The organism is Fenollaria massiliensis (genome assembly GCF_000312505.2).
Taxonomy (GTDB): domain Bacteria; phylum Bacillota; class Clostridia; order Tissierellales; family Peptoniphilaceae; genus Fenollaria; species Fenollaria massiliensis.
In genome coordinates this window covers 19,095-45,592 of the sequence record NZ_HG326225.1, presented here as the reverse complement: position 1 = coordinate 45,592, position 26,498 = coordinate 19,095, and the positions used below count along the sequence as shown (strand labels likewise).

Genomic DNA, 26,498 nt, shown 5'->3' with positions numbered 1-26,498 from the left:
AGGAATTTTTGATGGACGAACAAACATCAATCAAACCTAATGAATTGGCACTGATACCATTCATTGTATTTATAGGTTTTTTCTTATTATCAGGAATCATTTTAGACAAGATGGGTGTAGAAATGGCATTCTACCAAATACCATCACCTATCGCTGTACTTATTGGAACTATCGTTGCGTTCTTAATGTTTAAGGGATCGATAGACTCAAAATTTGACGTATTCGTTAAAGGATGCGGTGATGACAACATCATCATCATGTGTTTAATCTACATCTTAGCTGGTGCTTTCGCAACACTATCTAAGGCATCTGGAGCTGTTGACTCAGTTGTTAACTTAGGTCTAAGCATAATACCAGTTCAATTCATAACAGCAGGTTTATTCGTAATCGCTTGCTTCTTATCAATTGCAACAGGTACTTCAGTTGGAACTATAGTTACAGTTGGTCCAATCGCTGTAGGTATCGCGCAAAAAGCAGGTCTACCAATAGCTTTAGTTTTAGGAGCACTAGTTGGTGGATCCATGTTTGGTGATAACTTATCAGTTATTTCCGATACAACTATCGCTGCGACTAGAACACAAAATGTTAATATGAAAGATAAGTTTAGAGCAAACTTCAAAGTAGCACTACCAGCTGCAATAGTTACACTAATTATCTTATTAATAGTAGGTAGATCATCAGGTCCTGTTGATCTAGGAGATTTAAAATACAATTTTGTATTAATCTTACCTTATCTATTCGTACTTATAGCTGCTCTATGTGGCGTTAACGTATTCGTAGTACTTACACTTGGTATAGTTTTCGCTGGCGCTGTTGGTATTGGAACTGGTTCATACAATGGACTTGAACTTTGCCAAAATATTTTCCAAGGTTTTTCAGGACAATTTGAAATATTTTTACTTTCAATGTTAACTGGCGGTCTTGCTAACATGGTTAGAGCTAACGGCGGTATTGAATGGCTAGTATTAAAGATAGCTAAGATGGCTAAAGACAAAAATTCAGCAGAACTTTCTACAGCACTATTAACAATGATTTCAAACGCTGCTCTTGCTAATAACACTGTATCAATCATCATCTGCGGTCCTATCGCTAAGAGAATTTCTAATAAATTCAAAGTTGACCCAAGAAGAACAGCATCACTTCTTGATATGTTCAGCTGTATAACACAAGGACTTATCCCTTATGGAGCACAAATCCTTATCGCTTCAGGCTTTACTGAAGGAGCTGTATCACCAGTTGAATTAGTTCCATATATTTGGTATCCAATGATACTTTTAGTATTTGCAGTTCTATCAATCTTTGTTAGATATGCTGATCTTAAGACTAAATGGAACTTCGAGCTTGACAAAGTAGAAGAAGCATAGTAATATATTAAAAAACCTAAAGAGAGGAAGACAATCGTGATTAACATTAGAAAAGATTTACCCGAGATTTTTGATGAATTTAAAGATAAGAGAAGAGAATCATTTTTAAAAGTAAAAGAGATTAAGGATAAAAATATACCAGTCATAGGTATATTCTGCACATTTTTCCCTCAAGAGATAGCTCTTGCAGCAGGAGCAACATCTGTTTCATTATGCTCGACATCTGATGAAACAATTAAAGATGCTGAAAGAGATTTACCGACAAATCTTTGTCCGCTTATAAAAGCAAGCTATGGTTTTGCCATAACAGATAAGTGCCCCTTCTTCTATTTCTCAGACCTTATAGTCGGAGAAACTACTTGCGACGGCAAGAAGAAGATGTATGAGTACTTAGGCGAGATCAAAAACGTTTACGTCATGGAATTGCCACAAAAAAGATCCGCTGAGAGCCTTCAATTGTGGACGGCTGAGATAAAAAAACTTGCTAAATTTGTATCAAAAGAGTTTGGCGTAGAGATTACAGAAGAAAAACTTAGAGAAGCAACTGTAATTAAAAATGCTGAGAGAAGTGCAGTTAAAGACTTTTATGGAATAATGAAGGCCGATGAACTTCCTATCATGGGTTTAGATTTGTGGCACGTCTTAAATGGAGTGCAATTTGAATTTGATAAGAAGGCTGTACCTGATGAGCTTAAAAAACTTAAAGAAAAGATATTTAGTGAGAATAAACATATCACAGGCAAAAAAAGAATACTTATCACAGGCTGCCCAATAGGTGGAGCGACTGAAAAAGTTATCGAAGCTGTTGAAAATAACGGCGGAATTGTAGTTGCTTATGAAAATTGCGGGGGAGCTAAGGCAATTGATGAAAATGTTGATTTAGACAATCCGGATATATATGATGCACTTGCTAAAAAGTATCTAAATATTGGCTGCGCATGTATTAGCCCTAATACACCGAGATTAAATTTATTATCTAGAATGATAGATGATTATAAGGTAGATGGTGTTATTGATATGCACTTGCAAGCGTGTACCCCATTTCAAGTAGAAACAAAGACAATTAGAGACTTTGTCACAAAAGAAAAAGAAACTCCTTATATCCAAGTAGAAACTGATTATTCAGATTCAGACTTGGGCCAATTAAACACAAGAATCGAAGCGTTTATAGAAATGCTATAGATAGTAAAGGGCTCTTATAATTGAGGGCCTTTTCAAATGAAAATATTACATTGGCAAAATATTTATAACAAAATTTATAAAAAATATTATTTATATTAAAAAATTTTACGTCAAGAATAGTTTAGTAAAAATAATAAAGAAAAATATTAGAAAAACTATTAAAAAAATATTATACACGTAAAAAAGGTCAAGCAATATCGCTTGACTCTTTTGATATGTAATCCCATTATGTGCCGTTTTTCATAAGTAATTTATCCCCGCATATACGAGGTGGGTTCGTTATTCACAACGTCTAATGTCCACTTAAGGCATATTATCGATTGCAAAAAAATCACGGTCCCATATTATTATTGTCGGTTAAATTAATATGAAAAGCGCGCACTACAGGATATCTTAAATATATTATATCTCAAATATTTTTAAAATGCAAGTGATTTACACAAAATTTTTAGAAAATTTTATTATATCAGCGTGGTCAATTACTTCATAGTATCTTTCCTCATTAGTTCTTGGATCATTAAAACTTATTTCAAAGGAATGAAGCAGCTGCCTATCCACGCCATCATAAGTTTTGCTGTTATAAAGCGTATCGCCAACTATTGGGAACCCTAAGTAAGCTAGATGCAATCTTATCTGATGCGTCCTTCCTGTGATGAGCTCAGCCTCGACTATAGAAAATTTTTCACCCACTTTTACTTTTTTGAATATGGTTTTTGCATAATCACCTTCATCGTCAGCGCAAATCATCTTTTTTATATGATCAGCTTCATCTGTTTTAATATTTTTCTCTACTGTAATCTCATCATAAGGAAAAGAGCCGTCAACCACAGCGTGATACTTCTTTTTAAAGCTGCCATCTTCCATCTGCTGCATTAAATTGTAGTGGGCAAATGGATTTTTAGCGACAACCATAAGTCCAGTTGTATTCATGTCAAGCCTATTGACAAGGCGAACACGCCTTTTTAGGCCGCGTGACTGAAATAAATTTATCAGTGCATTATAAAGAGTGTTGCCTTGATTATTTTTTGTTTCGTGAACAAGAATATTTTTCTCTTTATTTATGACCATGTAGTCAATTGTTTCGTCAATTATATCTATATCACATTTAAAATTATCGGGTTCAGTCTCTTCTTCGGGCATGTATATTCTTAAAATTTCACCTTTTACAATTGGAAGGTCCTTGCGCCTAAATTTTTCATTCACAAAAATATCTTTATTTAAGTAGCAACGCCTAAAAAATCTTTTTGAAATTTTAAGTTCATCAATCATATCACTTATCTTATCATAAGATTTGTTCGCGACAAAGCTAATATTGTATTCATCGTTAATCATTGTATCACCAAAATAATTATATTATATTTTCACAAGTTTTACAAGTAAAGGCCTATATGCATTGAAAAAATACTAATTTTGTTGTATAATTAATTATTATAGAGGTGACGAAATGAGTGAGAGAATTATAAATATACTTGCAAAAGACGATGAACTTAGCAAAAAAATATTATTAGATCTTGAAGATAAACTTCATGCGAATAATTTTATTTGCTCAAGAGATTTTAATAAAGATGCTGAACTTTCTATTGTAATAGGGGGAGACGGCTCTTTTTTAAGAAATGTTCATCAAAATGATTTTCCTGAAGTGCCTTTTCTTGGCTTTAATACTGGCCACTTAGGTTTTTTTCAAGAGCTTTCTATTGACGATGTCGATAAATTTGTAGAAAGTTATATCGCGGGAGATTTTAAGCAAGAGTCATTACACTTAATCGAGACAAACGTTACTTATGAAGGTGGCTCAGAAAGATTGTTTTCTGTTAATGAAATGGTTGTCAAGGCAAATTATTCAAAGGCGGTTGAGCTTGATGTATTTATAAATTCTGATCATTTAGAAAGATTTTTTGGCGATGGACTTATTGTATCAACGCCAGCTGGCAGCACTGCGTATAACTACTCAGTTCGTGGAAGCGTAGTGCATCCGAAGCTTGAGTGTCTTCAAATGACACCACTTGCGCCGATAAACTCGAAGGCTTTTAGATCACTACAAAACTCATTAGTCATACCACCAAATTTTATAGTTAGACTTGAGCCAAAGAAGAGATATGAAGGCGAGATAGTACTTCTTAACGATGGTGAAGAAGTCATTTTCAAAGATGTTAAGACTATTGAGATAGATATGAGCTATAAGAAAATATATAGAATAGTATTTTCAAAGAATAATTATTGGAATAATTTAAAAGATAAATTTTTATAGGAGGCATAGATGTACGATTTTCATTTGCATTCAAATTTTTCAGTTGACTGCAAGGTTCCGCCGGAGGACATGGTCAAAGAAGCTATAAAGATGGGTATGAAAGCGATTTGCTTTACTGATCACATAGACCTATCGTTTGACCAAGATAAAAGTAAAAACGTTCTTTTTAATATTGAGGACTATATTAAAGAGATAAACAAATTAAAATACACATACATAAATGAGATAGAAGTTTTAAAAGGAGTTGAGTTTGGTCTTCAGCTTGGCTTGATTGATAAGTATAATGAATTAAGCAAAAATCCTTTTGATTTCATTTTATGTTCAATTCACAGCATAGATGGCGAGAGAATTTTCTCCAGGGAAAAGAGCTTTGATAAAGATTATGAAGCTGGTCAAGTACGCTACTACACAGAGATGCTAGAGGTTTTGAAAAATTTTGATAGCTTCGACTCACTTGCTCACATAGATTTCATAGACAGGTACTACAAATACAATGACATTGAATATAAGTTTACAGATGCAGCTAAGGAAATTGTTTATGAGATATTAAAGGTGCTTATTGACAAGGAAAAAGCCTTGGAGATAAATACTGCTGCGCTTCGCTTTAATATGAAGAGCTTTCATCCACAAGATGATATACTTGATATGTATAAATCATTGGGAGGAGAGCTGATCACAGTTGGCTCAGATGCTCATTATAAAGAAGATCTTGCTTATGGTATAAAAGATGCGGAAAAGTATCTAAAAGAAAAAGGTTTTAAATATTTGTATATATATAAGAAGAGAAGACCTTATCCAATACATTTATAAAATTGATAAAATAAAATTGATATCACTCCTTGACAAAAAATCAAGGAGTGATATAATATATTTAGGGATACGAAATATTTAAAATATTTATGAAAAAACATTTGCAAAGGGGGCGCACTATGTTTAAATCACTAAAACCTCTTTTAAAATATTTCAAAAAGTACAAGTGGGGTTACATATTAGGAATATTCTTCCTACTGTTCATCGACGTTGTTCAGCTGTACATACCTCAAATACTAAAGTACTTCGCAAACGACTATCAAAGGGGAGTTTTGACTATGGCCTCGGCGACTAAGTATGCCATATTAACCATAGTAACAGGACTGATGGTTGCTGTAGCGAGATATTTTTGGAGAAATTTCATTATTGGTAACTCAATGAGAGTTGACTATGATTTGAGAAAAGATTTTTTTTGGAAATTAACCAGTCTTTCTCAAAATTTTTTTAATACGCACAAAACAGGAGACCTAATGAGTCTTGCGACAAACGATATAAATGCTGTTAGGATGACTCTTGGTCAAGGTATCATCATGTTTATCGACTCAACTTTTTTACTTATACTAAACCTTATTATGATGATAGTGACTACAAATGTTTTGTTTGCATCAAAAGTTTTATTCACAATACCATTAATTATATTATTAGTAACAAGATTTGGCGGAGTCATTCACTCACATTTCAAAGCAGTTCAAGCTCAATACGGCAAGATAACTGATAGAGCTCAAGAAAATTTTTCTGGAATTAGAATTATTAAAGCCTTTGGACAAGAAGAAGAGAATGAAAAATTATTTAGAGAAGAAAATCAAAAGTATTATGACAAAAACATTGAACTAGCAAAATTACAAAGCTTTTTCAACCCATTTATACAAGTTTTAAGCAATTTAAGCTATCTTTTCTTATTGTTCTTCGGAGCAAAAGAAGTTATGGCTGGCACTATGCTTTTAGGCGAGTTTATTGCTTTTAACGCTTATCTAGGACTAATGATGTGGCCAGCTAGAGCTCTTGGCATGGTTATAGTTTTCATGCAAAAGGGCGCTGCATCCATGGATAGACTTACAAATATTTTCAAAACTCAGCCAGAAATAGTTGATAGAGCCGATGCTATTGAACTTGATAATATCAAAGGCGAGATTGAATTTAAAAATGTTTCATTCAAATACGCTAAAGATCTTCCTTATGCACTTAAAGATATAAGCTTTAAGATTGAGCCGGGAAAAACACTTGCCATACTCGGAAGAACTGGTAGCGGCAAGTCAAGTATTGTGAACGTTTTACTAAGGCTATATGATCTTGATCAGGGAGAAATTCTTGTTGATGGTCACAATATTAAGGACCTTACGCTTAATTCTTTAAGGGAAAATATTTCTTATGTGCCTCAAGATGACTTTTTATTCTCAAAAACTGTTAAGGAAAATATTGAATTTCATTACGAAGAAGAGCTTGATATGGCAATGATTGAGAAATATGCAAAGATAGCTGGCGTTTATGACGATGTTATGGACTTTAAAGATGGTTTCGACACTATCTTAGGCGAAAGAGGAGTAACTTTATCTGGAGGTCAAAAACAAAGGGTTTCAATTGCGAGAGCCTTGGCAAAAGAAAAGAACGTTTTAATCATGGACGACTCTTTATCTGCGGTTGATACACAAACTGAAGAAGAAATATTAGAAAATTTAAGTAAAGATGAAGGACATGTATCAAAGATCATTATTTCACATAGGGTTTCAACTATACAAGATGCTGATGAAATACTATTTATTGAAGATGGAGCCATAGTTGAGAGAGGCACACACGATGAGCTAGTTAAGCTTGGCGGCAGATATGAAAAATTATACGAAGATCAATTACTTGAGCAAAAGATAAATAGAGGTGATGAATAATGGAAAGAAACATAGACGATATCGCTTATCAAGGCAAAAATTCCAAACACACCTTTAGAAGGATGCTCTCATACGCAAAGCCATATACATTTCAATTAGTAATAACATTCTTGATGATAGTTGCGCTAACTGGTTTAGCTCTAGTAAGCCCATATTTAATCAAAGTTGCCATCGATGAGCACATACAGATCGAAAAAATTAAGATGTATGAGTACCCCGAGGCGACTGAAAAAACTATCAAGATTGAAAATACTAAAGAAAATATGTCAAATGATCTTCATTATTTCATTAGAGAGACAGATTTAAACAATGAAGAAAAAGCTCAATATGAAAAGAAAGAAGCTTTTCATCTAAGACAAGATGATAAAGGGGCATATCTTTATAAATCAGGTGATGAGAATAAAAAAGCAATATATGAAGTATCAAGCGCTGAGTTTAAGGCTTATAGAGATAAAGATTTCAAAGCTATTAACAAATTAAGCTTAATATTTTTATTAGCAGTGATATTAACTTTTGTTCTTGATTATTTGCAAACAATGTCAATCACCATAGCATCGCAAAAAATGATATATAGCATGAGAACAGAAGTATTTGATCATGTTTTATCAAGGTCACTAAGCTTTTTTGATAGAAACGCAATCGGCAGATTGACAACAAGACTAACCAATGACATCGAAGCTGTGGCGGAGATGTATACAGATGTTATGATAACTCTCTTTAAAGATATATTTATGCTTGCGGGCATCATGATCTTTATGATGTCTATGGATTTAAAACTAAGTATACTAAGTTTTATATCGCTTCCATTTATATTTGCAATATCAATATATTTTAGAGGAAAAATTAGAAAGATACTTGCCTTATCTAGAAAAAAATTATCACTAATCAATTCAAAACTAAGTGAGAATATTTCTGGTATGAGACTAATCCATATTTTTGGTAAAGAAAATAAGATCAATAGAGAGTTTGATGAAGCAAACGCTGACTACAGAGACACTATGCTTAGAAGGGTCAAGATATTCTCAATATATAGACCGGCGATTGATATCATCAGAAACATAGCCATAGCAAGCCTTATATACTTCGGCGCAAAAGAAGTTTTGAACGAGACAATGTATTTTGGTATGTTATATTTATTTATTGACTACTTAAAGAAATTCTTTATGCCTATCATGGACTTAACCGAAAAATATAATATCACTCAATCGGCAATGGTTTCAGCTGAAAGAGTTTTCGCAATACTTGATGATGAGAGCGAAATTAAAAATCCTGAAAATCCAGTGCCATTTGATAATGTTCAAGGCGAGATTGAGTTTAAAAATGTTAGTTTTAGTTACATCAAAGGCGAGCCAGTACTTAAAAATATTTCATTTAAGATCAAAAAAGGTGAATCAGTTGCTTTTGTTGGGCCAACTGGTTCAGGTAAAACGTCCATCATATCATTATTAACAAGATTTTATGATATAGATGAGGGCGAGATATTAATCGATGGCATAAACATAAACGAGGTAAGAAAAGAAGATTTAAGAAAGAACATTGGAGTCGTTTTGCAAGATGTTTTCTTGTTCTCAGGAACTATCAGAGACAATATCAAGCTCAATAAAGATATATCAGACGAAGAAATTATTAAAATTTCAAAATATGTAAACGCTGATTCATTTATACAAAAACTACCTGGCAAATACGATGAAGCTGTTATGGAGAGAGCGTCGACACTATCGTCAGGTCAAAGACAGCTTTTAAGTTTTGCGAGAACTTTGGTTTATGAACCAAAGATACTTGTGCTTGATGAGGCAACAGCCAACATCGATACAGAGACAGAGCTATTAATTCAAGACGCGGTTAAAAAACTAATCGAAGGAAGAACATGCATCGCTATAGCGCATAGACTCTCAACAATACAGCACGTTGACAAGATAATCGTCATCAAGAACGGTACAATCAGAGAAGAGGGTACACATCAAGAGCTTCTTGACAAGAAGGGACTTTATTACGATTTATATAGACTACAATATAATAAGTAAAAATTTTAGAGAAGCTAATTTTTTATTAGTTTCTCTTTTTGTTTATCTTTTAATATTATTGGGTATATAAATAATAGCAAAATATTAAAAAGGAGTGATATTATGGGATTATTTGATTTCATATCAGCAAAAGCAAGAGAAGAAGAAAGAAAAGAAAGAATGAAGAACGCTGGCAACATTGCCATGGGTACTTTATTAGGATTAGCAGCAGGTGCTGTAGCTAGTTATTTATTTGCACCAAGAAGCGGTGAAGAAACTAGAGAGATGATTGCTAAGAAGAGCAAAGAAACATATTGTGATATGAGAGATGGTATCGCAAATGCAACTCAAAGAGCAAAAGAACTAGGCCAAAGTGCTTTAGAAAAAGCTAAAGAATTTAAGGATGAAGCAGCACAAAGAGCTGAAGAACTTAAAGACGAAGCTGTTGACAAAGCAAAAGAACTAAAAGACAAAGCTGAAGATAAGGCTATCGATGCTAAGAAAGAAGTAGAAAAGAAAGCTAATGACGTTAAAAAGGACGTAGAAAAAGAAGTAGAAAAGGCTAAGAAATAGGTGATAATATGGGCATAGATTTTGACAAAATTAAAGATGAAGCAGCTAAAAAAGCTGAAGAATTAAAGAACGAAGCGGCTAAAAAGGCTGACGAACTAAAGAACGAAGCTGAAAAAAAGATTGATGAAGCTAAAGATGCTGCTGAAAATGTAAAAGATGAAGCAGTAGACAAAGCTAAAGAAATTAAAGAGGATGTAGAAAACGCATTTAAGAATATTGTGAAATAGGTGATATAATGGACGCAATGTATATATTAAAATGTGTGCTAATAGTTTTTGGCATAGCAGCACTAGGTTCATTAGCTTATCTATTCATTAAAATTGCTTCATCAGTTAGCACTATGAAGAATATGATGGAAGAAAACAGACTTAACATCGGACAAACAGTAGCTAAACTTCCTGAAGTGATGAACAATGTAAACGGCATTACTAGTAATGTCAATGGACTTGTTGATGACATAAGACCAGATATAAAAGATATAACACTTGAAACAAAGGATCTTGTTAGAGATCTTGGACCAAACATCAAGAGCGTTACTGATGATGTAAGTAGATTAGTTAACGACGTAAGACCAAATATCGCTGGCATCATGAACAACATAAACGGTGTTACATCAGATGTTTCTAGATTAACAAATACAGCTATGGGTATTACTGATAGCGCGATTAGTACTGTTAATAGAATTACATCGCAAGTTTCAAACACAGCAAACAACGCTTATTCAGCTGTCAACGGCATACTAGGCAATGTAAAAGATTCTATCTACGACAAGAAGATGAAATCAAAAAGCTTTGCTGAAAATGTTATATCTAAGGTAATGGACATCTTTAAAAGAAACTAATAAATATTAGAAGGACTCGTAAGAGTCCTTTTTTTATGTGCATTATTATCAAAATCTAATTTAATATTGATAATTTTATAAAAAAGCATAAAAAACTATAAAATATTTCAATGCAAAATCATCTGAATTAGTGTTATAATAATTGTTGTGTTAATTTTAGAAAGCCTATATAAAAGGAGAGAAAAAGAAATGAAAAAAATTAAATTTTTAGCAATGCTATTGATGGTTTCATTATTATTAGTAGCTTGCGGACCAAAAACAGACACTAAACCAGAAGAAACTAAGACAGCTGAATCAACTGAAACAACTGATACAACTGATACAGAAGAAAAAACAGAAGAAAAAACAGATGATAAAGATGCTGATTGCTGCGACGATGCAACATTAAATGGTGTTACAGAAGAAAATCCACTAAAGGTGGATAAAGATGCTAAGAGCGTAACAATCTACACTAAGTACAACGGAAAATTTGAAACAGAAGCTACAAGACACTTAGTTATCTGCAAAGATGGTAAATTAAGCGACAAATCAATCTTCTCATCATACGTATCACCAACAGACTTTTACAACGCATTAGTAGAAGTAGGCGCAGAACCTGGTAATAACATGACAGCTGATAACGCATCTACTACTAAATCAGAAGGTTCTAAGCTTGAAGTAAGTTTATGTTGGGCAGGACATGAAGGTTCAGTAGGCATTGATGATGTGGTTAAAGATTCTAACGGAAAAGCTATTGACATGAGATTCTCAGGAAACATTGATCCATCAAAAGAATTCAACACTGGCTGTATCTCTTGTCTTGACTCTTGCTTCGTAGGTATCACAAGTAACGGCGAATACCCTCTAGGTGCTATCGAAGAAACAAAAGAAGTTTCTTTTTCTGTAGATGCTGACAAAGCACCAGAAGATGGAACTCCAGTAGCAATCACATACACAGTAAAATAGTTGAAAAAATTTTTAATTTACTCCTTGCAATTGTAGTGGGGATTTTAGCCGCATCGATTGTGTCAAGCCTTATTAGTTTAAGCCTTTGGCTAGATATGAGGGTGCATTCAAGGCACATATACTACGCTTTTATCGCACTTGCGGCTATAGCTTCACTATTTATGGACAGAGCAAATGAAAAAGTCTTTTTAATTATAGAATTTATATCTATAGCATTGATTTTATTTTTTGGCAAGTTTATGAGAACTATGTACGAACTAAGAGATGCGATGCATATAGATATGAACATAGAGCTATTTAAAAATATTATAATAATAATTTTTATAGTAATTAATTTAATGGTATTTCTAAAATTTTTAATAAAGAAAAAGAAGTCTGCGTAATTTAAACGTAGACTTCTTTTTTGATCTAGTATTTTAATTCTTTTAATATTTCTCCAGTATAAATATCTATGAGCATAATTTTTTTGTCGTCCATCATGGCAACAGATGCTTTGCCATCTTTTGGTATAGTTGTTGAGCCAGGATTTAATAAGATTATTCCGTCTTTTTCTTCAAGCACCTTTATATGTGTGTGACCAGTAACTATCATCTTGATGCCAGATTCTTTGGCGTATTCTATTCTAGCAAATTCTGTCTCTTCATAGCCATGAATAAGAAGCGTCTTAAGTCCATTGATATCTGTAATACGAGCTTTTTGTGTGAGATCTTTATCGGTAACCATCTGATCGACGTCGCTGTCACAGTTACCGCGCACGTAAATAATATTATCACGTTCTTTTAAATACGCTGCTAAATCCTTTGGATTGTAATCACTTGGAAGAGCATTTCTTGGTCCGTGATATAAAACGTCGCCTAAGTGATATATAATTTCACAGTCTTTAAGCACCTCAAGTGCTCTAAGTGTCTCGTCTATGCCGCCATGTGTGTCACTAATGAAGCCAATTTTCTTTCTCATTATAAATAAACTACCTTTTCTGTTCTTTCTTTTGCTTTAGGAACTTCATCAGCGTAGCCTATAGCCATCATACCATAAGAAATGTGATTTTCTGGTATTTTGAACGATGACAAAACTTCTCTTACGCCTTCATCTTTATTGCCTCTTAATTGATTGATCCAAACAGAAGCAAGTCCAAGCGCGTGAGATGCTAAGTAAATATTTTGCATAGCAGTTGATGTGTCTGCGTCGCCTAATTTTAAATCTTCAGGCACAGTCACTATGATCAAGGCCTTTGCATAATATATATGATAATCATCTCTATCAAGTGATTTTGCAATGGCTGCTGCTAGTCTTTGTATATCATCTTCTTTAGTCACAACAGTAAAAAGTCTTTCTTGTCTATTCATTCCTGTTGGCGAAGCCTTTGCGCACTCGATTATCTTTTCAAGCAAATCCTTTGGCACTTCATCAGTTTTAAATTTTCTTATACTTCTTCTTGTCAATAGCATTTCTATTGCGTCCATATCATCACGTCCTTTCATATTGATATTATACCACAAAATTGGGTATAATAATTATGGTGATTATATGAAAGACAATTTTTTAATTCAAGGAATGAGCTGTGCTGCTTGTTCAGCAAGGCTTGAAAAAGTTTTATCAAGACAAGATGGCGTATCAAGAGCCAATGTTAATCTATCATCAAATAGAGCGAGAGTAATTTATGACGAAAATGTAATTTCTCGTGATGATATATTGGATGTCATCTCAAGAGCGGGTTTTACTGGCTACTATCAAGAAAGCCGCGATATAGAAAAGGAGAGAGAGCTTAGAGAAAAAGAGATAAAAACACTTAAACGCGATTTTTTAATCTCATTAATTTTCGCACTGCCATTATTTTCAGTAATGTTTTTACACATGGCACATATACAAGTGTTTTACGCAGATGCCAGATGGCAATTTGCTTTTGCAACGCTTGTTCAAATTTTTGGTGGGCACAGATTTTATAAAGGCGCAATAAGTTCATTAAGAAGCAAAACTTTTAATATGGACGTACTTGTTTCTATGGGAACGACAGCTGCGTATCTATATAGCATTTACAATATGTTTATAGATAATCCTCATCTATACTTTGAGTCATCGGCTGTAATTATTACTTTAGTTTTATTAGGTAAACTTATGGAAGCAAAGGCAAAAGCCAAGACTAATGAAGCTGTTGATAAATTACAAAGTTTAAAAGTTGACGAAGTGACTGTAATTAGAGAGGGAGAAGAAAAAACCATTAGCATAGATGAGCTTGAGATAGATGACGTCGTCTTAGTTAGACCGGGCGAGAGACTTGCTTCAGATGGCGTAATCACTGAAGGCGAGGCATCAATCAACGAAGCGATGATAACTGGTGAGAGCCTTCCTGTGAATAAAACGATTGGCGAGGCAGTTATAGGATCAACTGTCAATGGACCAAGCACTTTTAAGTTTAAGGTCACTAAAGTTGGCGAAGATACAACGCTTGCCAATATCATAAGGATGGTTGACGACGCGGCTAGTTCGAAAGCACCGGTACAAAGGATGGCAGACAAGATTGCCAACATCTTTGTTCCGTCGGTAATGGCTATTGCATTTTTGACATTTTTGATTTATACTATATTTAAGGACGCTAACACAGGCATAATTAATGCGATAAGTGTTTTGGTTATCGCTTGCCCATGTAGCTTGGGTCTTGCAACACCTACAGCCATCATGGTTGCGACAGGCAGAGCAGCTCAATCGGGCGTACTAATCAAGTCAGGCGAAGTTTTGGAAGCAAATGCAAAAGTTGATGCAGTTTGTTTTGACAAGACAGGTACATTAACTGAGGGAAAATTATCTCTTACAAAATTTATCAATACTTCAAATATTAGCGATAAAGATATTTTAAGATATGCTTATAGCGCCGAAAATCAATCAGAGCACTTAATAAGCGAGGCGATATCATCATTTGCTAAAGATAAGGGCATTGAATATCATGAAGCTGATGAATTTGAAGCGATTCACTCAAAGGGCGTTTGCGCAAAACTTGATAACAAAGAAATAATTTTATCAAACGAAAGATATTTTGATGAGCTTGGCATAAATTATGACAATGCTTTAATGAAAGAACTTTTGGACGAGGGCGCTACTGTCATAGTCATGGCAATAGATGGAAAAGCTGTAAGCTATTTTGCGATTGAAGATAGTTTAAGAAGTGACAGTAAAGAAGCCATTGCTAAAATTAAGTCCATGGGCATAAAAACTTATATGCTTACAGGGGATAATGATATTGTAGCTAAGAACGTAGCTCAAAAACTTGGTATAGATGAGTTTAGAGCAGAACTTCTTCCAGAAGATAAATTAAAAGCAATTGAAGAGATTAAAAAATCGTGTGCAAAACTTGCCATGGTTGGCGATGGTGTCAATGACGCACCAAGCTTAGCAAGCTCAGATGTTGGCTATTCAATCGCTTCAGGCACAGATGTTGCTTTAGAAGCGAGTGATATAAGTCTTTTGAATAACTCCATCGGCGGCGTTCAAAGAGCACTTGAACTTTCACGAGCAGCCATGAAAATTATTAAAGAAAATTTATTCTGGGCCTTCTTTTATAATGTGGTTGGCATACCATTTGCCATCTTAGGCCTATTAACACCGATGCTTGCGGGAACTGCGATGGCATTCTCATCAGTATGCGTTGTAACGAACTCACTAAGATTAAGATACAAATAGAAATATAATTGAGGAGGAAATTTATGGATAGTAAAAAACTAGACATCGCTAGAAACAGAAAGGGTTTCATAGCTGCCTTAGACCAAAGTGGTGGTTCAACACCAAAGGCTTTGAGACTATATGGTATTGATGAGGACAAATATTCATCAGAAGATGAAATGTTTAAACTTGTTCATGAAATGAGAACAAGAATCATCAAAGCACCAAGCTTTAACAAGGACCATATACTTGGAGCGATACTTTTTGAACAAACTATTGACAGAGAAATTGATGGCATGAAGACAGCTGATTACTTATGGAATAAATTAGAAATACTTCCATTCGTTAAGGTTGACCAAGGCCTAGCAGATCTTGAAAATGGCGTTCAAGTTATGAAAGAGATGACTAAACTTGACTCGCTTCTTGAAAGAGCGAAGGAAAGAGGCATCTTTGGTACTAAGATGAGATCAGTTATAAAAGAATTTGATTGCGTAGGCATAAAAGAAGTAGTAAAACAACAGTTTGATTATGCTAAGAAAATCATCGCAAAAGGCTTTGTTCCTATCATAGAACCAGAAGTTGACATACACGCTGAATATAAGGGCGAAATCGAAAAAATATTATTAAACGAATTAAAAGAAAATATAGAAAAATTAGCTAAAGATGACTTCATCATGTTAAAGCTAACATTACCTGAAGAAGATAATCTATATTTGCCACTATATGATTATGAAAATGTTCTAAGGATAGTAGCACTTTCAGGTGGATACTCAAGAGAGGAGTCTAACGAAAGACTTGGTAGAAATCACAGAGTTATCGCATCCTTCTCAAGAGCACTAACTGAAGGAGCTAAAGCTAGCATGACAGATGAAGAATTCAATAAACATATGGAAGAATCCATAGAATCAATTTATAAGGAGTCGATTAAGTAATGAAAAGAATTTTAAAAGTACACGGAATGAAATGTGAAGGATGTAGCGAAGCTATTGAAAAGGCATTAGAAAAATTTGATGAGATTGATGTAGTAACAGCTAATTTTGCATCAGGTCATGTTGATATTGAAAGCAAAGAAGAATTCGATTTAGCAAAAGTTAAAAAGGCTATCGAAGACCTTGGCTACGAAGTAGAAGACTATGAAGGAGTCGAATAAAAGAATTCTCGATATAGCAGAAAAATTATTAAAAATAGATTCACCATCGGGCATGTGTCAGATGGTGAATACTTATATAGAAGAGCATTTTAAGGGAAAATTGAGCTTAGAAAAAACAAATAAGAATGCTCTTTATGCTATATTGAAGGGAAAAGATTCATCTAAGCTTAGAATAGTAACTGCTCACATTGATACACTTGGCGGAATCGTTTCAAGAATCAAGGACAACGGCAGGGCAGAATTTGAAAATATTGGCGGATTTATGTACGCATCGCTTGAGGGAGAACTAGTTAGAACTTATACTAAGAAGGGCGTAGTTACTGGAACAGTTTTACCAAACAAGGCTAGCGTTCACACCATGGAAGACGAAAGAGAAAAAACTCTTCCAAGAGAAAGACACTCAACTGAAATAAGATTTGATATTGAAAGTTCTTCAAAGGAAGAAACTTTAGCAATCGGTGTTAATGTTGGAGATTTCGTTGCTTTTGAGCCGCGCACAAGAGTGACAGAAAACTTTTTAGTATCACGCTTCATCGATAACAAGATACACGCTGCCATCATGATATATGTGATGGAAGAAGTTCTTAAGAAAAATATTGAATTGGCATGTGATACAATGTTTTATTTCACAAACTTTGAAGAGCTTGGTCACGGCATAAGCTATGTGCCAGAGCATGCATACGAAGTACTTGCTCTTGATATAGGTATAGTTAGTTATGAAAATAATTCAGCCGAAGACAAGGTAACAATAGTTGCAAAAGATTCAAGAACACCTTATCCAATCGATTTTAGAGATAGACTTGAAGACTTAGCGATAAAAAATAAAATTGATTACGTTATAGATGTTCATCAAAGATATGGTTCAGACGGTTCACTAGGAGCAGTCGCTGGACTTAATCTAAACTTTGCTTGCATAGGTGTTGGCACAGATGCATCACATCATATCGAAAGAACAAATATAAAAGCGATTGACAATACTGAAAAATTATTAAAAGCTTATTTAGAAAAATAAATAAACTTATAAACGTAAGAAGACGGGTGAGTGTGCCCGTCTTTTTTATGCGTTTAAACAAGAATCTTCATATAAAAAAAGACTCCGAAATTAATCGGAGTCCATATAGTAATTATTTTAAATTATTTACCAATATTTTCGTGAATCTTATCATAAACGAATTGAACTTGTGGTCCAATAATGATTTGGATTGAATCCTTATCAGGTTTGATAAGACCTAAAACTTTTGCTTCTTTAATCTTTGCTTCGTTAACTTTTGCTCCATCAACAAGGCTAGTTCTTAGTCTAGTTGAGCAGTAGTCAATGTCTTCGATGTTTTCTTTTCCGCCAAGACCTTCGATAATGATGGCAGCTACTTCATCAAAGTCATTCTTAGCTGAAGCTGTATCAGCTGTTGCTTCAATGTCGTCATCTTCTCTACCAGGAGTCTTTAGATTGAATGTTCTAATGAAGAATCTAAATACTAGGTAATAGATTACGAAGAATATTAGTCCAAGTGGGATTAACATCCAAGGATTGTTAGCAACTGGGTTTCTTAATGATAAGAAGTAGTCAACAAAACCTGCTGAGAAACCAAAGCCTGCTGTCCAATGGAAAGCTGCTGCGATAGCAACTGAAATACCAGTTAATAATGCATGAACTACATATAGAGCTGGTGCTAAGAACATGAATGCAAATTCAAGAGGTTCAGTAACGCCTGTGAAGAATGATGCGAATGCTGCTGCAACTAATAATGATTTAGCAACATTTTTCTTTTCAGGTTTAGCTTCTTGATACATAGCAAGAGCTGCGCCTGGTAGACCAAACATCATTACAGGGAAGAAACCTGCTTGATACATACCTGTTACACCTTTAACAGCTGTACCTGCTTCTAGAGAAGCTGCTCCGCCTAAGAAGTTAGGGATATCATTGATACCAGCGATATCAAACCAGAATACTGAGTTTAGTGCGTGATGAAGTCCAGTTGGTATTAATAATCTGTTGAAGAATGCATAAATACCTGCACCTATTGCGCCTAAACTTTGAATACCTTCACCAAAAGCTACTAGAGCGCTAAATAGTATTGGCCATACATAGTAAAGTATTGCTGATACTATAATCATGAATAATGATGTCATGATAGGAGTAAGTCTTCTACCACTGAAGAATGCAAATGCATCTGGCAATTGTACTTGATAGAACTTGTTGTATGCAAATGCAGCTACAAGACCTGAGATGATACCAACGAATACGTTTCCGTTGTTCATTTTTTGCCAGCCGTCAGTTAAAGCTAGTTCAGATGCATCAACACCTTTGAATATAGCAACTGTTCCTGCTGATAGAAGTGTAGTTGCTATTAAGAATGCTACTAGACCAGAAAGTCCTGCTGCACCGTTCCTATCCTTTGATAGACCATAAGCAACACCTACTGCGAAAATAATTCCCAAGTTGTCAAGTATGGCTGCACCAGTCTTGATTAAGAATGCTGCGATAATGCTATTAGAGCCCCAACCTGTTGGGTCAATCCAATAACCAATACCCATTAGTAGAGCAGCAACTGGAAGTATAGCTACTGGTTGCATCAAAGCCTTACCTAGGTTTTGAAGTTTTTTCATCATAATAATGACCTCCTTAATAAAAATTAAATAATAATTACTATTATTATTTATATTATACCACATTCTTACGAAATTAAAAATACTTATTAAAAAATAGTTTGCAAAAATACTATATTTATTGTAAAATGAATATAAGCATACTTATAATTAAGTATAAAATATCAGGGGGTGTTACTATGCTTATAAAAGGAGCTAATGTTTACTGCGACGGTAAATTTATTAGAAAGGATATTGCTGTGAATGGAGAGATATTCACTGTTTATAGCAATGACGATATCGTTAAAGATTATTCAGATGCTTACATCATTCCAGGTTTAACAGATATTCATTTCCATGGCGCGATGGGCAAGGACCTATGCGATGGAACAAAAGAGTCTATAGAAGCAATATGCGAGTATGAGGCGCAAAATGGCGTTACTCAAGTCATTCCAGCTACTATGACCTTGGCAGATGAAGAGCTAGAAAGAATATTCAAAGCGATTGGCGAATACGATGGAACTAAGGGAGCTGAGTTTATTGGCGTGCACATGGAAGGACCATATATATCCAAGGACAAGATTGGTGCGCAAAACCCTAAGTACTTAGCTATGCCAAGTCTTGAGCATTTTGACAAATATCAAAAACTTTCTAATAATAGAATAAAAAAGATCACTATAGCGCCTGAGGTTGATGGAGCAAAAGAATTCATCAAAGAAAGAGCTGATGAGGTCGTTATATCAGTTGGCCATACTGATTGTGACTATGACACTGCACTTGAAGCCTTTGATTTAGGAGCAAGATCGGTAACACATTTATTTAACGCGCTTAATGATATCAAGCACAGAAACCCTGGTGTGTGCGGAGCAGCCTTTGACAGCCCTGAGGTCATGGTTGAGCTCATAACAGATGGCGTTCATATACATCCATCAGTAATAAGGATGATATATGCGATGTTTGGTGACGACAGAGTAATCTTAATATCTGATTCTATGATGGCAACTGGCCTTTCGGACGGCAAATACAGCTTAGGCGGTCAAGACGTTTATGTAAAAGGCAAGAAGGCTACACTTGAGTCGGGAACTATAGCTGGCAGCGCAAGTAATTTATTTGACTGCATTAGATACGCTTACTCAATTGGCGTTCCATTCGAATCGCTTGTTAAATCAGCTGCTGTTAACTCAGCCAAAGAAGCTGGTATTTATGATAAATATGGCAGCATAAGAGTAGGCAAATATGCTAACTTTGTTGTAGTTGATAAAGATTTAAACATAATCGATGTATATATAAGAGGCAAAAAAATAGGTGGAGTTAATGAAAACAATTAAAGGAACTATAGCTAATAAAGGTCTTGTTTTAGGCAAGATAAAAGTTTTCTCTGATGAAAAAATAAATATTAGCAAAGAAAAAATTAATGATACAGCTAGTGAAATCAATAAATTAGATGCAGCAGTAAAAAAATCAATAGATGAGCTAGATAAATTATTTGAAAAAGCAAAAGTGGATGCAGGCGAAGAAGAAGCACAAATCTTTGAAGTACACAAGATGATGATCGATGATATTGAGTACCAAGATGAAATTAGACGAAATATTAACGAAGAAAAAGATAGTGCCGCTTATGCAGTAAGTCTTGCTGAAGAAAAATTTTATGAAATTTTTAATAGCATGGACGATGAATACTTTAGCCAAAGAGCAAAGGACATAAAAGATATTTCTCAAAGACTTATTAAAAATATCTTAGGCATCAAAAATTCATTTAACGAGGGACTTGAAGAAAAAGTTATTTTGTACGCAGAAGATTTATTGCCAAGTCAAACGCTAAATATTGATAAGGACAAGCTTCTTGCGATAGTCACAGTGAAAGGCTCGACGCAATCACACACAGCAATACTTGCTAAGTCCATGAATATAGCTTCGCTTGTGAATCTTGATAGCGCTTTTGATAAATCAATTGATGGCAAAACTGCCATACTTGATGCTTATGAAGGCGCTCTAATCATTGATCCAGATGAAAAATTACTCGCAGATGTCAAAGATAGAATAGAAAAAGAAGAAAAAAGAAAATTAGAGCTTGAAAAATTAAAAACAGCCAAAGCCATTAGCAAGGACGGAACACATATAAGTGTTTACGCAAACATTGGCAATTCAAAGGACTTGCCGCTTGCTTTAAAGAATGGCGCAGAGGGCATAGGTTTATTCAGAACAGAATTTTTATATCTTGGCAGAGACTCGCTTCCAACAGAAGAAGAGCAATTTAAGGAATATAAATACGTGGCTGAAGCGTTGGAAGGCAAAGAAGTAATCGTGAGGACCTTTGATATAGGTGCGGATAAAAAAGTTGATTACCTAAATCTACCAGAGGAAGAAAATCCAGCTCTTGGCTATAGAGCGATAAGGATATGCCTTGATGATACGGATTTATTCAAAGCTCAGCTAAGAGCAATAATTAGAGCATCTCATTATGGCAATATCAAGATTATGCTTCCTATGATAAATGACGTTTGGGAAGTGAAAAAAGCAAAAGAGCTTATTAAAGAAATATTTAATGAGCTAAAAGAAAAAAATATCCCATTCAATGAAGATATTGAAGTAGGTATCATGATCGAGACACCGGCAGCAGCCATAATCAGTGATGATCTTGCAAAGGAAGTAAGCTTTTTCAGTATAGGCACAAACGATTTAACTCAATACACTCTTGCAGTTGATAGACAAAATGAAAAGATAGCAAGACACAGAGACATTCATCATAAAGCGATTTTAAGACTTATGGAGATGACTGCGGCTAACGCAAAGAAAAATGGCGTTAAGATCAGTGTTTGCGGCGAGCTTGGCAGCGACCCAGACTTAACTGAGTTTTATATAAAAAATAAATTTGACAAATTATCTGTTAATCCTGGACAAATACTTGAATTAAAGGATAGAATAATAAATTCGTAAGGAGGACAAAATGAAAGAATTCGAATACACAATCACAGACCCGATAGGTATACACGCAAGACCAGCAGGTTTACTTGTAAAATTACTAGCAGCTATCAAAAGCGATGTAAAAGTAGCTAAAGGAGAAAAAATTGTAAATGCTAAATCAATTTTAGGACTTATGGGCCTACAAGCAAAACAAGGCGAGGTAATCAAGTTCATAATTGAAGGCGCAGATGAAGAAGAAGCAATAAAAAAGGTAGAAGATTTCTTAAAAGAAAATTTATAATCTTGACTAAAGCCCTCTATGCTTGTATAATATAAGCGTAGGGGGTAAAATTATGGAAAAAGAAAATTTCAGCCCAAAAGAGGTACTGTCCATGACCTTGTCTAATGGGGTTAATAAAACTAAGCTTAAGACGAGAGCGCAGTTCTTTTTAGGTGTATTAGCAGGTATGTATATAGCATTTGGTGGCGTTTCATCAACTATAGTGAACAATCTTGGTAAAGGATTTAACCCGCAAATCACAAAAATACTTGTTGGATTAACCTTCACCATCGGTATAGTAGCTGTAGTTGTTGGCGGAGCAGAATTATTCACAGGCAATATACTCATGTTTGGTGCAACACTTGATAAAAGAACAAAACTTGGCAATCTATTATACAATTGGCTAAAAGTATATTTATATAATTTTATCGGAGCACTTTTAATTGTAGCTATAGTATTTTATTCAAATATTTTATCAGATGGAACAAAAGAGCTTTTTGTAAATATTTATAATGCAAAGACATCACAAGGATTTTTAGAGCTTTTCGTTAAAGGAATTGGCTGCAACATCCTAGTTTGCTTATCAGTTTGGCTTGCGACAGCTAGTAAAGAGATAACAGCAAAAGTTTTTGCATCAGCTTTTCCAGTTGCAATATTCATTATATGCGGCTTCGAGCACTGTGTTGCCAATATGTTTTATCTACCTATAGCTATGATGATTAGCGGCACATGTGATATGGCGGCAATGTTTCACAATTTAATTCCAGTTACACTTGGTAATATTGTTGGCGGCATGATACTAATAATATTTTATTATTACGCTTATAAAGAATAATATATATTTATATAGAAGAACAGCTTATAATTGTTCTTCTTTTTTTATGATATTTTATGTGATGAAAATTTTAAAAATATTTTGTAAATGAAAATTGTTAATAGATATATTTTATTGATGTAAGATTATTAAAAAATAAATTTATGAGAAAAATATTGTTATAAATTGATATAAAGTTTTTTTACTAAATAAAAAAGCCAAGCGATTATGCTTGACCAAAATTTTAAATTATTTTTTTAAGTTTAAAACTTTTAATAAATTTAGTGTCGAACCCTTTTTTGGAGTGTTTAGTGCGTTCGTAGTCATCAAAGCCATCTCACCACGATTTAGATAATCATCAGGCTTTAGATCAAGACCGTCCATAAGACCATAAGTCACTGCATAGTCAGAGACCATGTCCCACTTTTTCGCCTCAGATGAATAATCAAGTATCCTAAGTAGTATTGCTTGATACTGTTTAACAGTAACAAAAGTTCCATAACCAAACTTATCCTTAGTTATGCCGTGTATGTAGCCATTTGACACAGCCCAGTTGATGTAAGGCAAGTAGACTTTGCTCGCGCTCTTAAGATCAGTAAACTTTGTTTCAGAGCTAAACTTTTTTGCTCTTTCCTCATCGTTCATAAGCCTCGATAGTATAACTATGAGGTCTTCTCTCTTAAGATTCTTATCAAGCATCAAATCACCTGACGAATCACCTTGTATTATATTGTATGACTTAAGCTCTTCGGCACTTTTCTTAAATTTACTGTTTAAATTTTTTGCACATAGATTTGTGCTAGTAAATAAAATTAAGAAAAAGCATAAGAAGAGTATAAATTTTTTCTTCATACATACCACTCCACTTATATTATACTACATAAATTGCTTTTTATATGTTAAGTTCGTGTTACAAAATTTAAATTCGATTGATATATACATAATAAAAGCTAATTTTTAACTAGATTGTAATATTTAAAACATATATTATATGGTATAATAATTACATAAGAACTAGTAAAATAGTTATGAAAGGAGCAAAAACATGAAAAATAACTTAAAAAGAGTATTTAGTTTAGTGCTTGTATTTATGCTATGCATCACATTTATACCGATGAACACAGCAAGTGCGAAAACATTTAAAGACGTGCCTAAGAGTCATTGGGCATACAATTACATCAATGAGATGAGTAACAAAGGATATATACAAGGTTATCCTAATGGAACATTTAGACCAGGCAAAGACATTTCATTCTTAGAGGCAATGAGATTTGCAGCTATACTTACACAATACGATGAAAAAGCATTACAAGCTGCAAGACAAGTTTGGCTTAAGGACGTAGTAGCGCTAGGCGTACCAAAATGGGCACAAGATAACGTTGTTAAGTGCTTAGCAAAACAAGCTGTCAATATGACAACATTAAAAGCAGCTAAAAAGAATAAAATGTTTACTACAAATAAACCTGTAAGTAGAGTTAATCTTGCTGAATTTTTCGCAGGAGCAATGGGAGTTAAATCAACAGATCCAGTTATCGCTCTTCCATTTAAGGACGTAAACGATATCCCAGAAGGAACTAGAGCAGCTGTAGCTGGACTTATAGACGCTGGCGTTATATCTGAAAAAGGTACTGGAAAAGGCATGTTCTATCCAAAGAGAGCGGTTAGAAGAGATCAAGTAGCTAGAATGGTTTATTCAGCACTTGAGTATCAAGCAAAAAACACAAGCAATGTAAATCCAGTTAACCCAGTTAATCCAGTTAATCCAGTAAACCCTGTAACTCCAGTTAATCCAACACCAACAGTTGTTACAGGTACTATTAAAGAAATTGGTATCACAGGAGTTACGGCTATAATGCTAGTTAACGATAACACAGCTACTGGCAAGGTATTCTCTATAAATCCATCAACAGTTATAACAGTAGATGGAAGCATTGGTAATCTATCAAGCTTATTAGTTGGTCAAAACGTAACAGTTACTGCTGACTCATCTTTAGGTGCAATGCAAGCTAAGTCAATAAACGCAAAGGGCGTTCAATTCAGCCTTGAAGGTGAAGTAACAAACGTTGACAGCTCAAACAAAGAAATCAAAATTACTTATACAGATAGCAGCAAGAACAAAGTTTCAAGAGTATTTAAAGTTGATTCTGATTCATCAATCACAATTAACAATAGAACTAGAGATTTAATCGATGTTAAGAGAGGTTCTCAAGTTAAAGCAACTATCTACAATGAAAAGGTTAAAACACTTGAAGTAACAGCATCTTCAGACGATTACAAGGGATATATCAAGAAATTAAATTATAGAGAGATTACAATAGTTTCATTAAACGGTAGAGAAAACACTTACAAGCTTCCAAGAAGTGATAGAGACTATGATATTTATGACAGTAGAGACAACTCTAGAAGATCTTATAGAGAACGCAAATTGACATATGATGAACTAGCAAGACTTGGATCAGTATATGTTGAAATAGAAACAGATGTTAAATATGACGACGAAGTTGTATCAATAGACGTTGGCGATGGTTTTGACAATGAATACATCGTATATAGAAATAATGATAAAGGTAGAAACCGTGACCAATATCAAATAGAATTATATCCAAAGAATTCATCAAATAGCTATAGAGACAGAGAAACTTATTACTACGATTATGGCTTAACAGCAGATAGCTTTGATTCAAGAAGAGGAGTAAGAGTAAGAGATATAGGCGAAGGATCAAGAGTAGTTATTCTTGAAAAGGATAAAGATGTTATTAAGAGAATTATGGTTATTGATTCAAGATATAACAATGGATATGTATATAATAATAACTGGGTACAAGCTAGAGTAAATTACAAAAAGAGCGATGCTTTAGGTATTAAAGAATACAACACAGGCAGAGAATATGAAGTTAAAATCGATAAGGATTTAGAGATTAGAACATTAGATTATGTAACATACTATTACTTTGAAATAATTAATAATACAGTAAGAAGCTATTCAGAAAAGGAACCTAGTGGTTACAGAGCACAAAATGGTAGATATGATAGGACAATAAAGATAGTAAGAGCTTCATGGGGTGCAAATGAATCAGTTCTACTATTTGAAAGTGAGTATGATCATTATGGATATGTACTAGATAAAGATACTACAATTGATTCCAATTATACTTTTGATCAACTATATAGGGAACTTGGCTCTAGTTGGTATGAAGGAAGAACAATAGATATAAATATTGGTAAAAATTGGCACATAGATAGAATTAGCTTTAGATAATTAAA

General features: G+C 34.1%; 25 protein-coding genes and 1 other RNA gene. 20 read left to right on the top strand and 6 right to left on the bottom strand.

What is annotated here, in order from left to right; translation table 11 throughout:
- The first annotated feature begins 11 nt into the window (after positions 1-11).
- Together BN30_RS01980 and BN30_RS01975 are read left to right on the top strand one after the other, a co-directional pair.
- Positions 12-1,364: a Na+/H+ antiporter NhaC family protein gene (locus tag BN30_RS01980; RefSeq protein WP_019213859.1), complete on the top strand. Its 1,353-nt coding sequence runs from the start codon at positions 12-14 to the stop codon at positions 1,362-1,364.
- Between the two features lie 39 nt (positions 1,365-1,403).
- Positions 1,404-2,546 carry a double-cubane-cluster-containing anaerobic reductase gene (locus BN30_RS01975; RefSeq protein WP_026880618.1) on the top strand — a complete coding sequence of 381 codons (1,143 nt, stop codon included), beginning with the start codon at positions 1,404-1,406 and terminating at the stop codon, positions 2,544-2,546.
- A 216-nt stretch (positions 2,547-2,762) separates the two neighbouring features.
- Here the strand turns inward: BN30_RS01975 and ssrS are convergent.
- Together ssrS and BN30_RS08730 are read right to left on the bottom strand one after the other, a co-directional pair.
- Positions 2,763-2,939, bottom strand: a non-coding RNA gene (ssrS, locus tag BN30_RS09795) — 6S RNA.
- 42 nt (positions 2,940-2,981) lie between these two features.
- Positions 2,982-3,878 (bottom strand): RluA family pseudouridine synthase, encoded by an 897-nt coding sequence (locus BN30_RS08730; RefSeq protein WP_019213857.1) that lies wholly within the window; start codon positions 3,876-3,878, stop codon positions 2,982-2,984.
- A 112-nt stretch (positions 3,879-3,990) separates the two neighbouring features.
- Between BN30_RS08730 and BN30_RS01965 the strand changes: the two genes are divergently transcribed.
- From BN30_RS01965 to BN30_RS01925, 9 genes are all read left to right on the top strand, one after another.
- Positions 3,991-4,794 (top strand): NAD(+)/NADH kinase, encoded by an 804-nt coding sequence (locus BN30_RS01965; RefSeq protein WP_019213856.1) that lies wholly within the window; start codon positions 3,991-3,993, stop codon positions 4,792-4,794.
- Between the two features lie 9 nt (positions 4,795-4,803).
- Entirely contained in the window at positions 4,804-5,604 is an 801-nt protein-coding gene (locus BN30_RS01960) for a histidinol-phosphatase HisJ family protein (RefSeq protein ID WP_019213855.1), read from the top strand.
- 119 nt (positions 5,605-5,723) lie between these two features.
- Positions 5,724-7,484, top strand: coding sequence for an ABC transporter ATP-binding protein (locus BN30_RS01955; RefSeq protein WP_019213854.1), 1,761 nt, complete (start codon positions 5,724-5,726; stop codon positions 7,482-7,484).
- Entirely contained in the window at positions 7,484-9,508 is a 2,025-nt protein-coding gene (locus tag BN30_RS01950; RefSeq protein ID WP_019213853.1) for an ABC transporter ATP-binding protein, read from the top strand. Before BN30_RS01955 ends, BN30_RS01950 begins: the two co-directional genes overlap by 1 nt.
- Before the next feature lie 102 nt (positions 9,509-9,610).
- A complete protein-coding gene (locus BN30_RS08725) occupies positions 9,611-10,060 on the top strand; it encodes a YtxH domain-containing protein (RefSeq protein ID WP_019213852.1) in 450 nt (149 codons plus the stop codon).
- 8 nt (positions 10,061-10,068) lie between these two features.
- Positions 10,069-10,287: a YtxH domain-containing protein gene (locus tag BN30_RS01940; protein WP_019213851.1), complete on the top strand. Its 219-nt coding sequence runs from the start codon at positions 10,069-10,071 to the stop codon at positions 10,285-10,287.
- 8 nt (positions 10,288-10,295) lie between these two features.
- Entirely contained in the window at positions 10,296-10,901 is a 606-nt protein-coding gene (locus tag BN30_RS01935) for a hypothetical protein (protein WP_019213850.1), read from the top strand.
- Between the two features lie 189 nt (positions 10,902-11,090).
- Entirely contained in the window at positions 11,091-11,846 is a 756-nt protein-coding gene (locus BN30_RS01930; RefSeq protein ID WP_019213849.1) for a YdjY domain-containing protein, read from the top strand.
- 59 nt (positions 11,847-11,905) lie between these two features.
- Entirely contained in the window at positions 11,906-12,229 is a 324-nt protein-coding gene (locus tag BN30_RS01925; protein WP_019213848.1) for a hypothetical protein, read from the top strand.
- Positions 12,230-12,254: 25 nt separating this feature from the next.
- On the opposite strand, the gene yfcE is transcribed toward BN30_RS01925, so the two are convergent.
- Positions 12,255-12,803 (bottom strand): phosphodiesterase, encoded by a 549-nt coding sequence (gene yfcE / locus BN30_RS01920; protein WP_019213847.1) that lies wholly within the window; start codon positions 12,801-12,803, stop codon positions 12,255-12,257.
- Positions 12,803-13,309, bottom strand: a complete 507-nt coding sequence (locus BN30_RS01915) for a nitroreductase family protein (RefSeq protein ID WP_019213846.1) — start codon at positions 13,307-13,309, stop codon at positions 12,803-12,805. Before BN30_RS01915 ends, yfcE begins: the two co-directional genes overlap by 1 nt.
- Before the next feature lie 64 nt (positions 13,310-13,373).
- Here BN30_RS01915 and BN30_RS01910 point away from each other — a divergent pair, with 64 nt between their 5' ends.
- From BN30_RS01910 to BN30_RS01895, 4 genes are read left to right on the top strand one after another with little or no spacing between them, the layout of a single operon-like run.
- Entirely contained in the window at positions 13,374-15,521 is a 2,148-nt protein-coding gene (locus tag BN30_RS01910) for a heavy metal translocating P-type ATPase (RefSeq protein WP_019213845.1), read from the top strand.
- 23 nt (positions 15,522-15,544) lie between these two features.
- The gene (locus BN30_RS01905) at positions 15,545-16,432 is read left to right on the top strand and encodes a fructose bisphosphate aldolase (RefSeq protein ID WP_019213844.1); all 888 of its coding nucleotides are present in this window, start codon (positions 15,545-15,547) and stop codon (positions 16,430-16,432) included.
- On the top strand, positions 16,432-16,650 hold the full coding sequence (locus BN30_RS01900; RefSeq protein ID WP_019213843.1) for a heavy-metal-associated domain-containing protein: 219 nt from the start codon (positions 16,432-16,434) through the stop codon (positions 16,648-16,650). Before BN30_RS01905 ends, BN30_RS01900 begins: the two co-directional genes overlap by 1 nt.
- Positions 16,634-17,662 (top strand): zinc-binding metallopeptidase family protein, encoded by a 1,029-nt coding sequence (locus tag BN30_RS01895; protein ID WP_019213842.1) that lies wholly within the window; start codon positions 16,634-16,636, stop codon positions 17,660-17,662. Before BN30_RS01900 ends, BN30_RS01895 begins: the two co-directional genes overlap by 17 nt.
- Positions 17,663-17,784: 122 nt before the next feature.
- Here BN30_RS01895 and nagE read toward each other — a convergent pair whose 3' ends face one another.
- Positions 17,785-19,260, bottom strand: coding sequence for an N-acetylglucosamine-specific PTS transporter subunit IIBC (gene nagE / locus BN30_RS01890; protein ID WP_019213841.1), 1,476 nt, complete (start codon positions 19,258-19,260; stop codon positions 17,785-17,787).
- Positions 19,261-19,436: 176 nt separating this feature from the next.
- Here nagE and nagA point away from each other — a divergent pair, with 176 nt between their 5' ends.
- The 4 genes from nagA to BN30_RS01870 are packed head-to-tail and all read left to right on the top strand — an operon-like array spanning position 19,437 to position 23,255.
- Positions 19,437-20,564 carry an N-acetylglucosamine-6-phosphate deacetylase gene (gene nagA / locus BN30_RS01885; protein ID WP_019213840.1) on the top strand — a complete coding sequence of 376 codons (1,128 nt, stop codon included), beginning with the start codon at positions 19,437-19,439 and terminating at the stop codon, positions 20,562-20,564.
- Entirely contained in the window at positions 20,551-22,173 is a 1,623-nt protein-coding gene (gene ptsP / locus BN30_RS01880) for a phosphoenolpyruvate--protein phosphotransferase (protein WP_019213839.1), read from the top strand. The genes nagA and ptsP overlap by 14 nt, the downstream gene beginning before the upstream one ends.
- Positions 22,174-22,183: 10 nt before the next feature.
- Entirely contained in the window at positions 22,184-22,441 is a 258-nt protein-coding gene (locus BN30_RS01875; protein ID WP_019213838.1) for an HPr family phosphocarrier protein, read from the top strand.
- Positions 22,442-22,493: 52 nt separating this feature from the next.
- A complete protein-coding gene (locus BN30_RS01870) occupies positions 22,494-23,255 on the top strand; it encodes a formate/nitrite transporter family protein (RefSeq protein WP_019213837.1) in 762 nt (253 codons plus the stop codon).
- A 228-nt stretch (positions 23,256-23,483) separates the two neighbouring features.
- On the opposite strand, the gene BN30_RS01865 is transcribed toward BN30_RS01870, so the two are convergent.
- Positions 23,484-24,086: an S-layer homology domain-containing protein gene (locus BN30_RS01865; protein WP_019213836.1), complete on the bottom strand. Its 603-nt coding sequence runs from the start codon at positions 24,084-24,086 to the stop codon at positions 23,484-23,486.
- Positions 24,087-24,279: 193 nt separating this feature from the next.
- On the opposite strand from BN30_RS01865, the gene BN30_RS01860 reads away from it, so the two are divergent.
- Positions 24,280-26,493: an S-layer homology domain-containing protein gene (locus BN30_RS01860; protein WP_019213835.1), complete on the top strand. Its 2,214-nt coding sequence runs from the start codon at positions 24,280-24,282 to the stop codon at positions 26,491-26,493.
- Positions 26,494-26,498 lie beyond the last annotated feature (5 nt).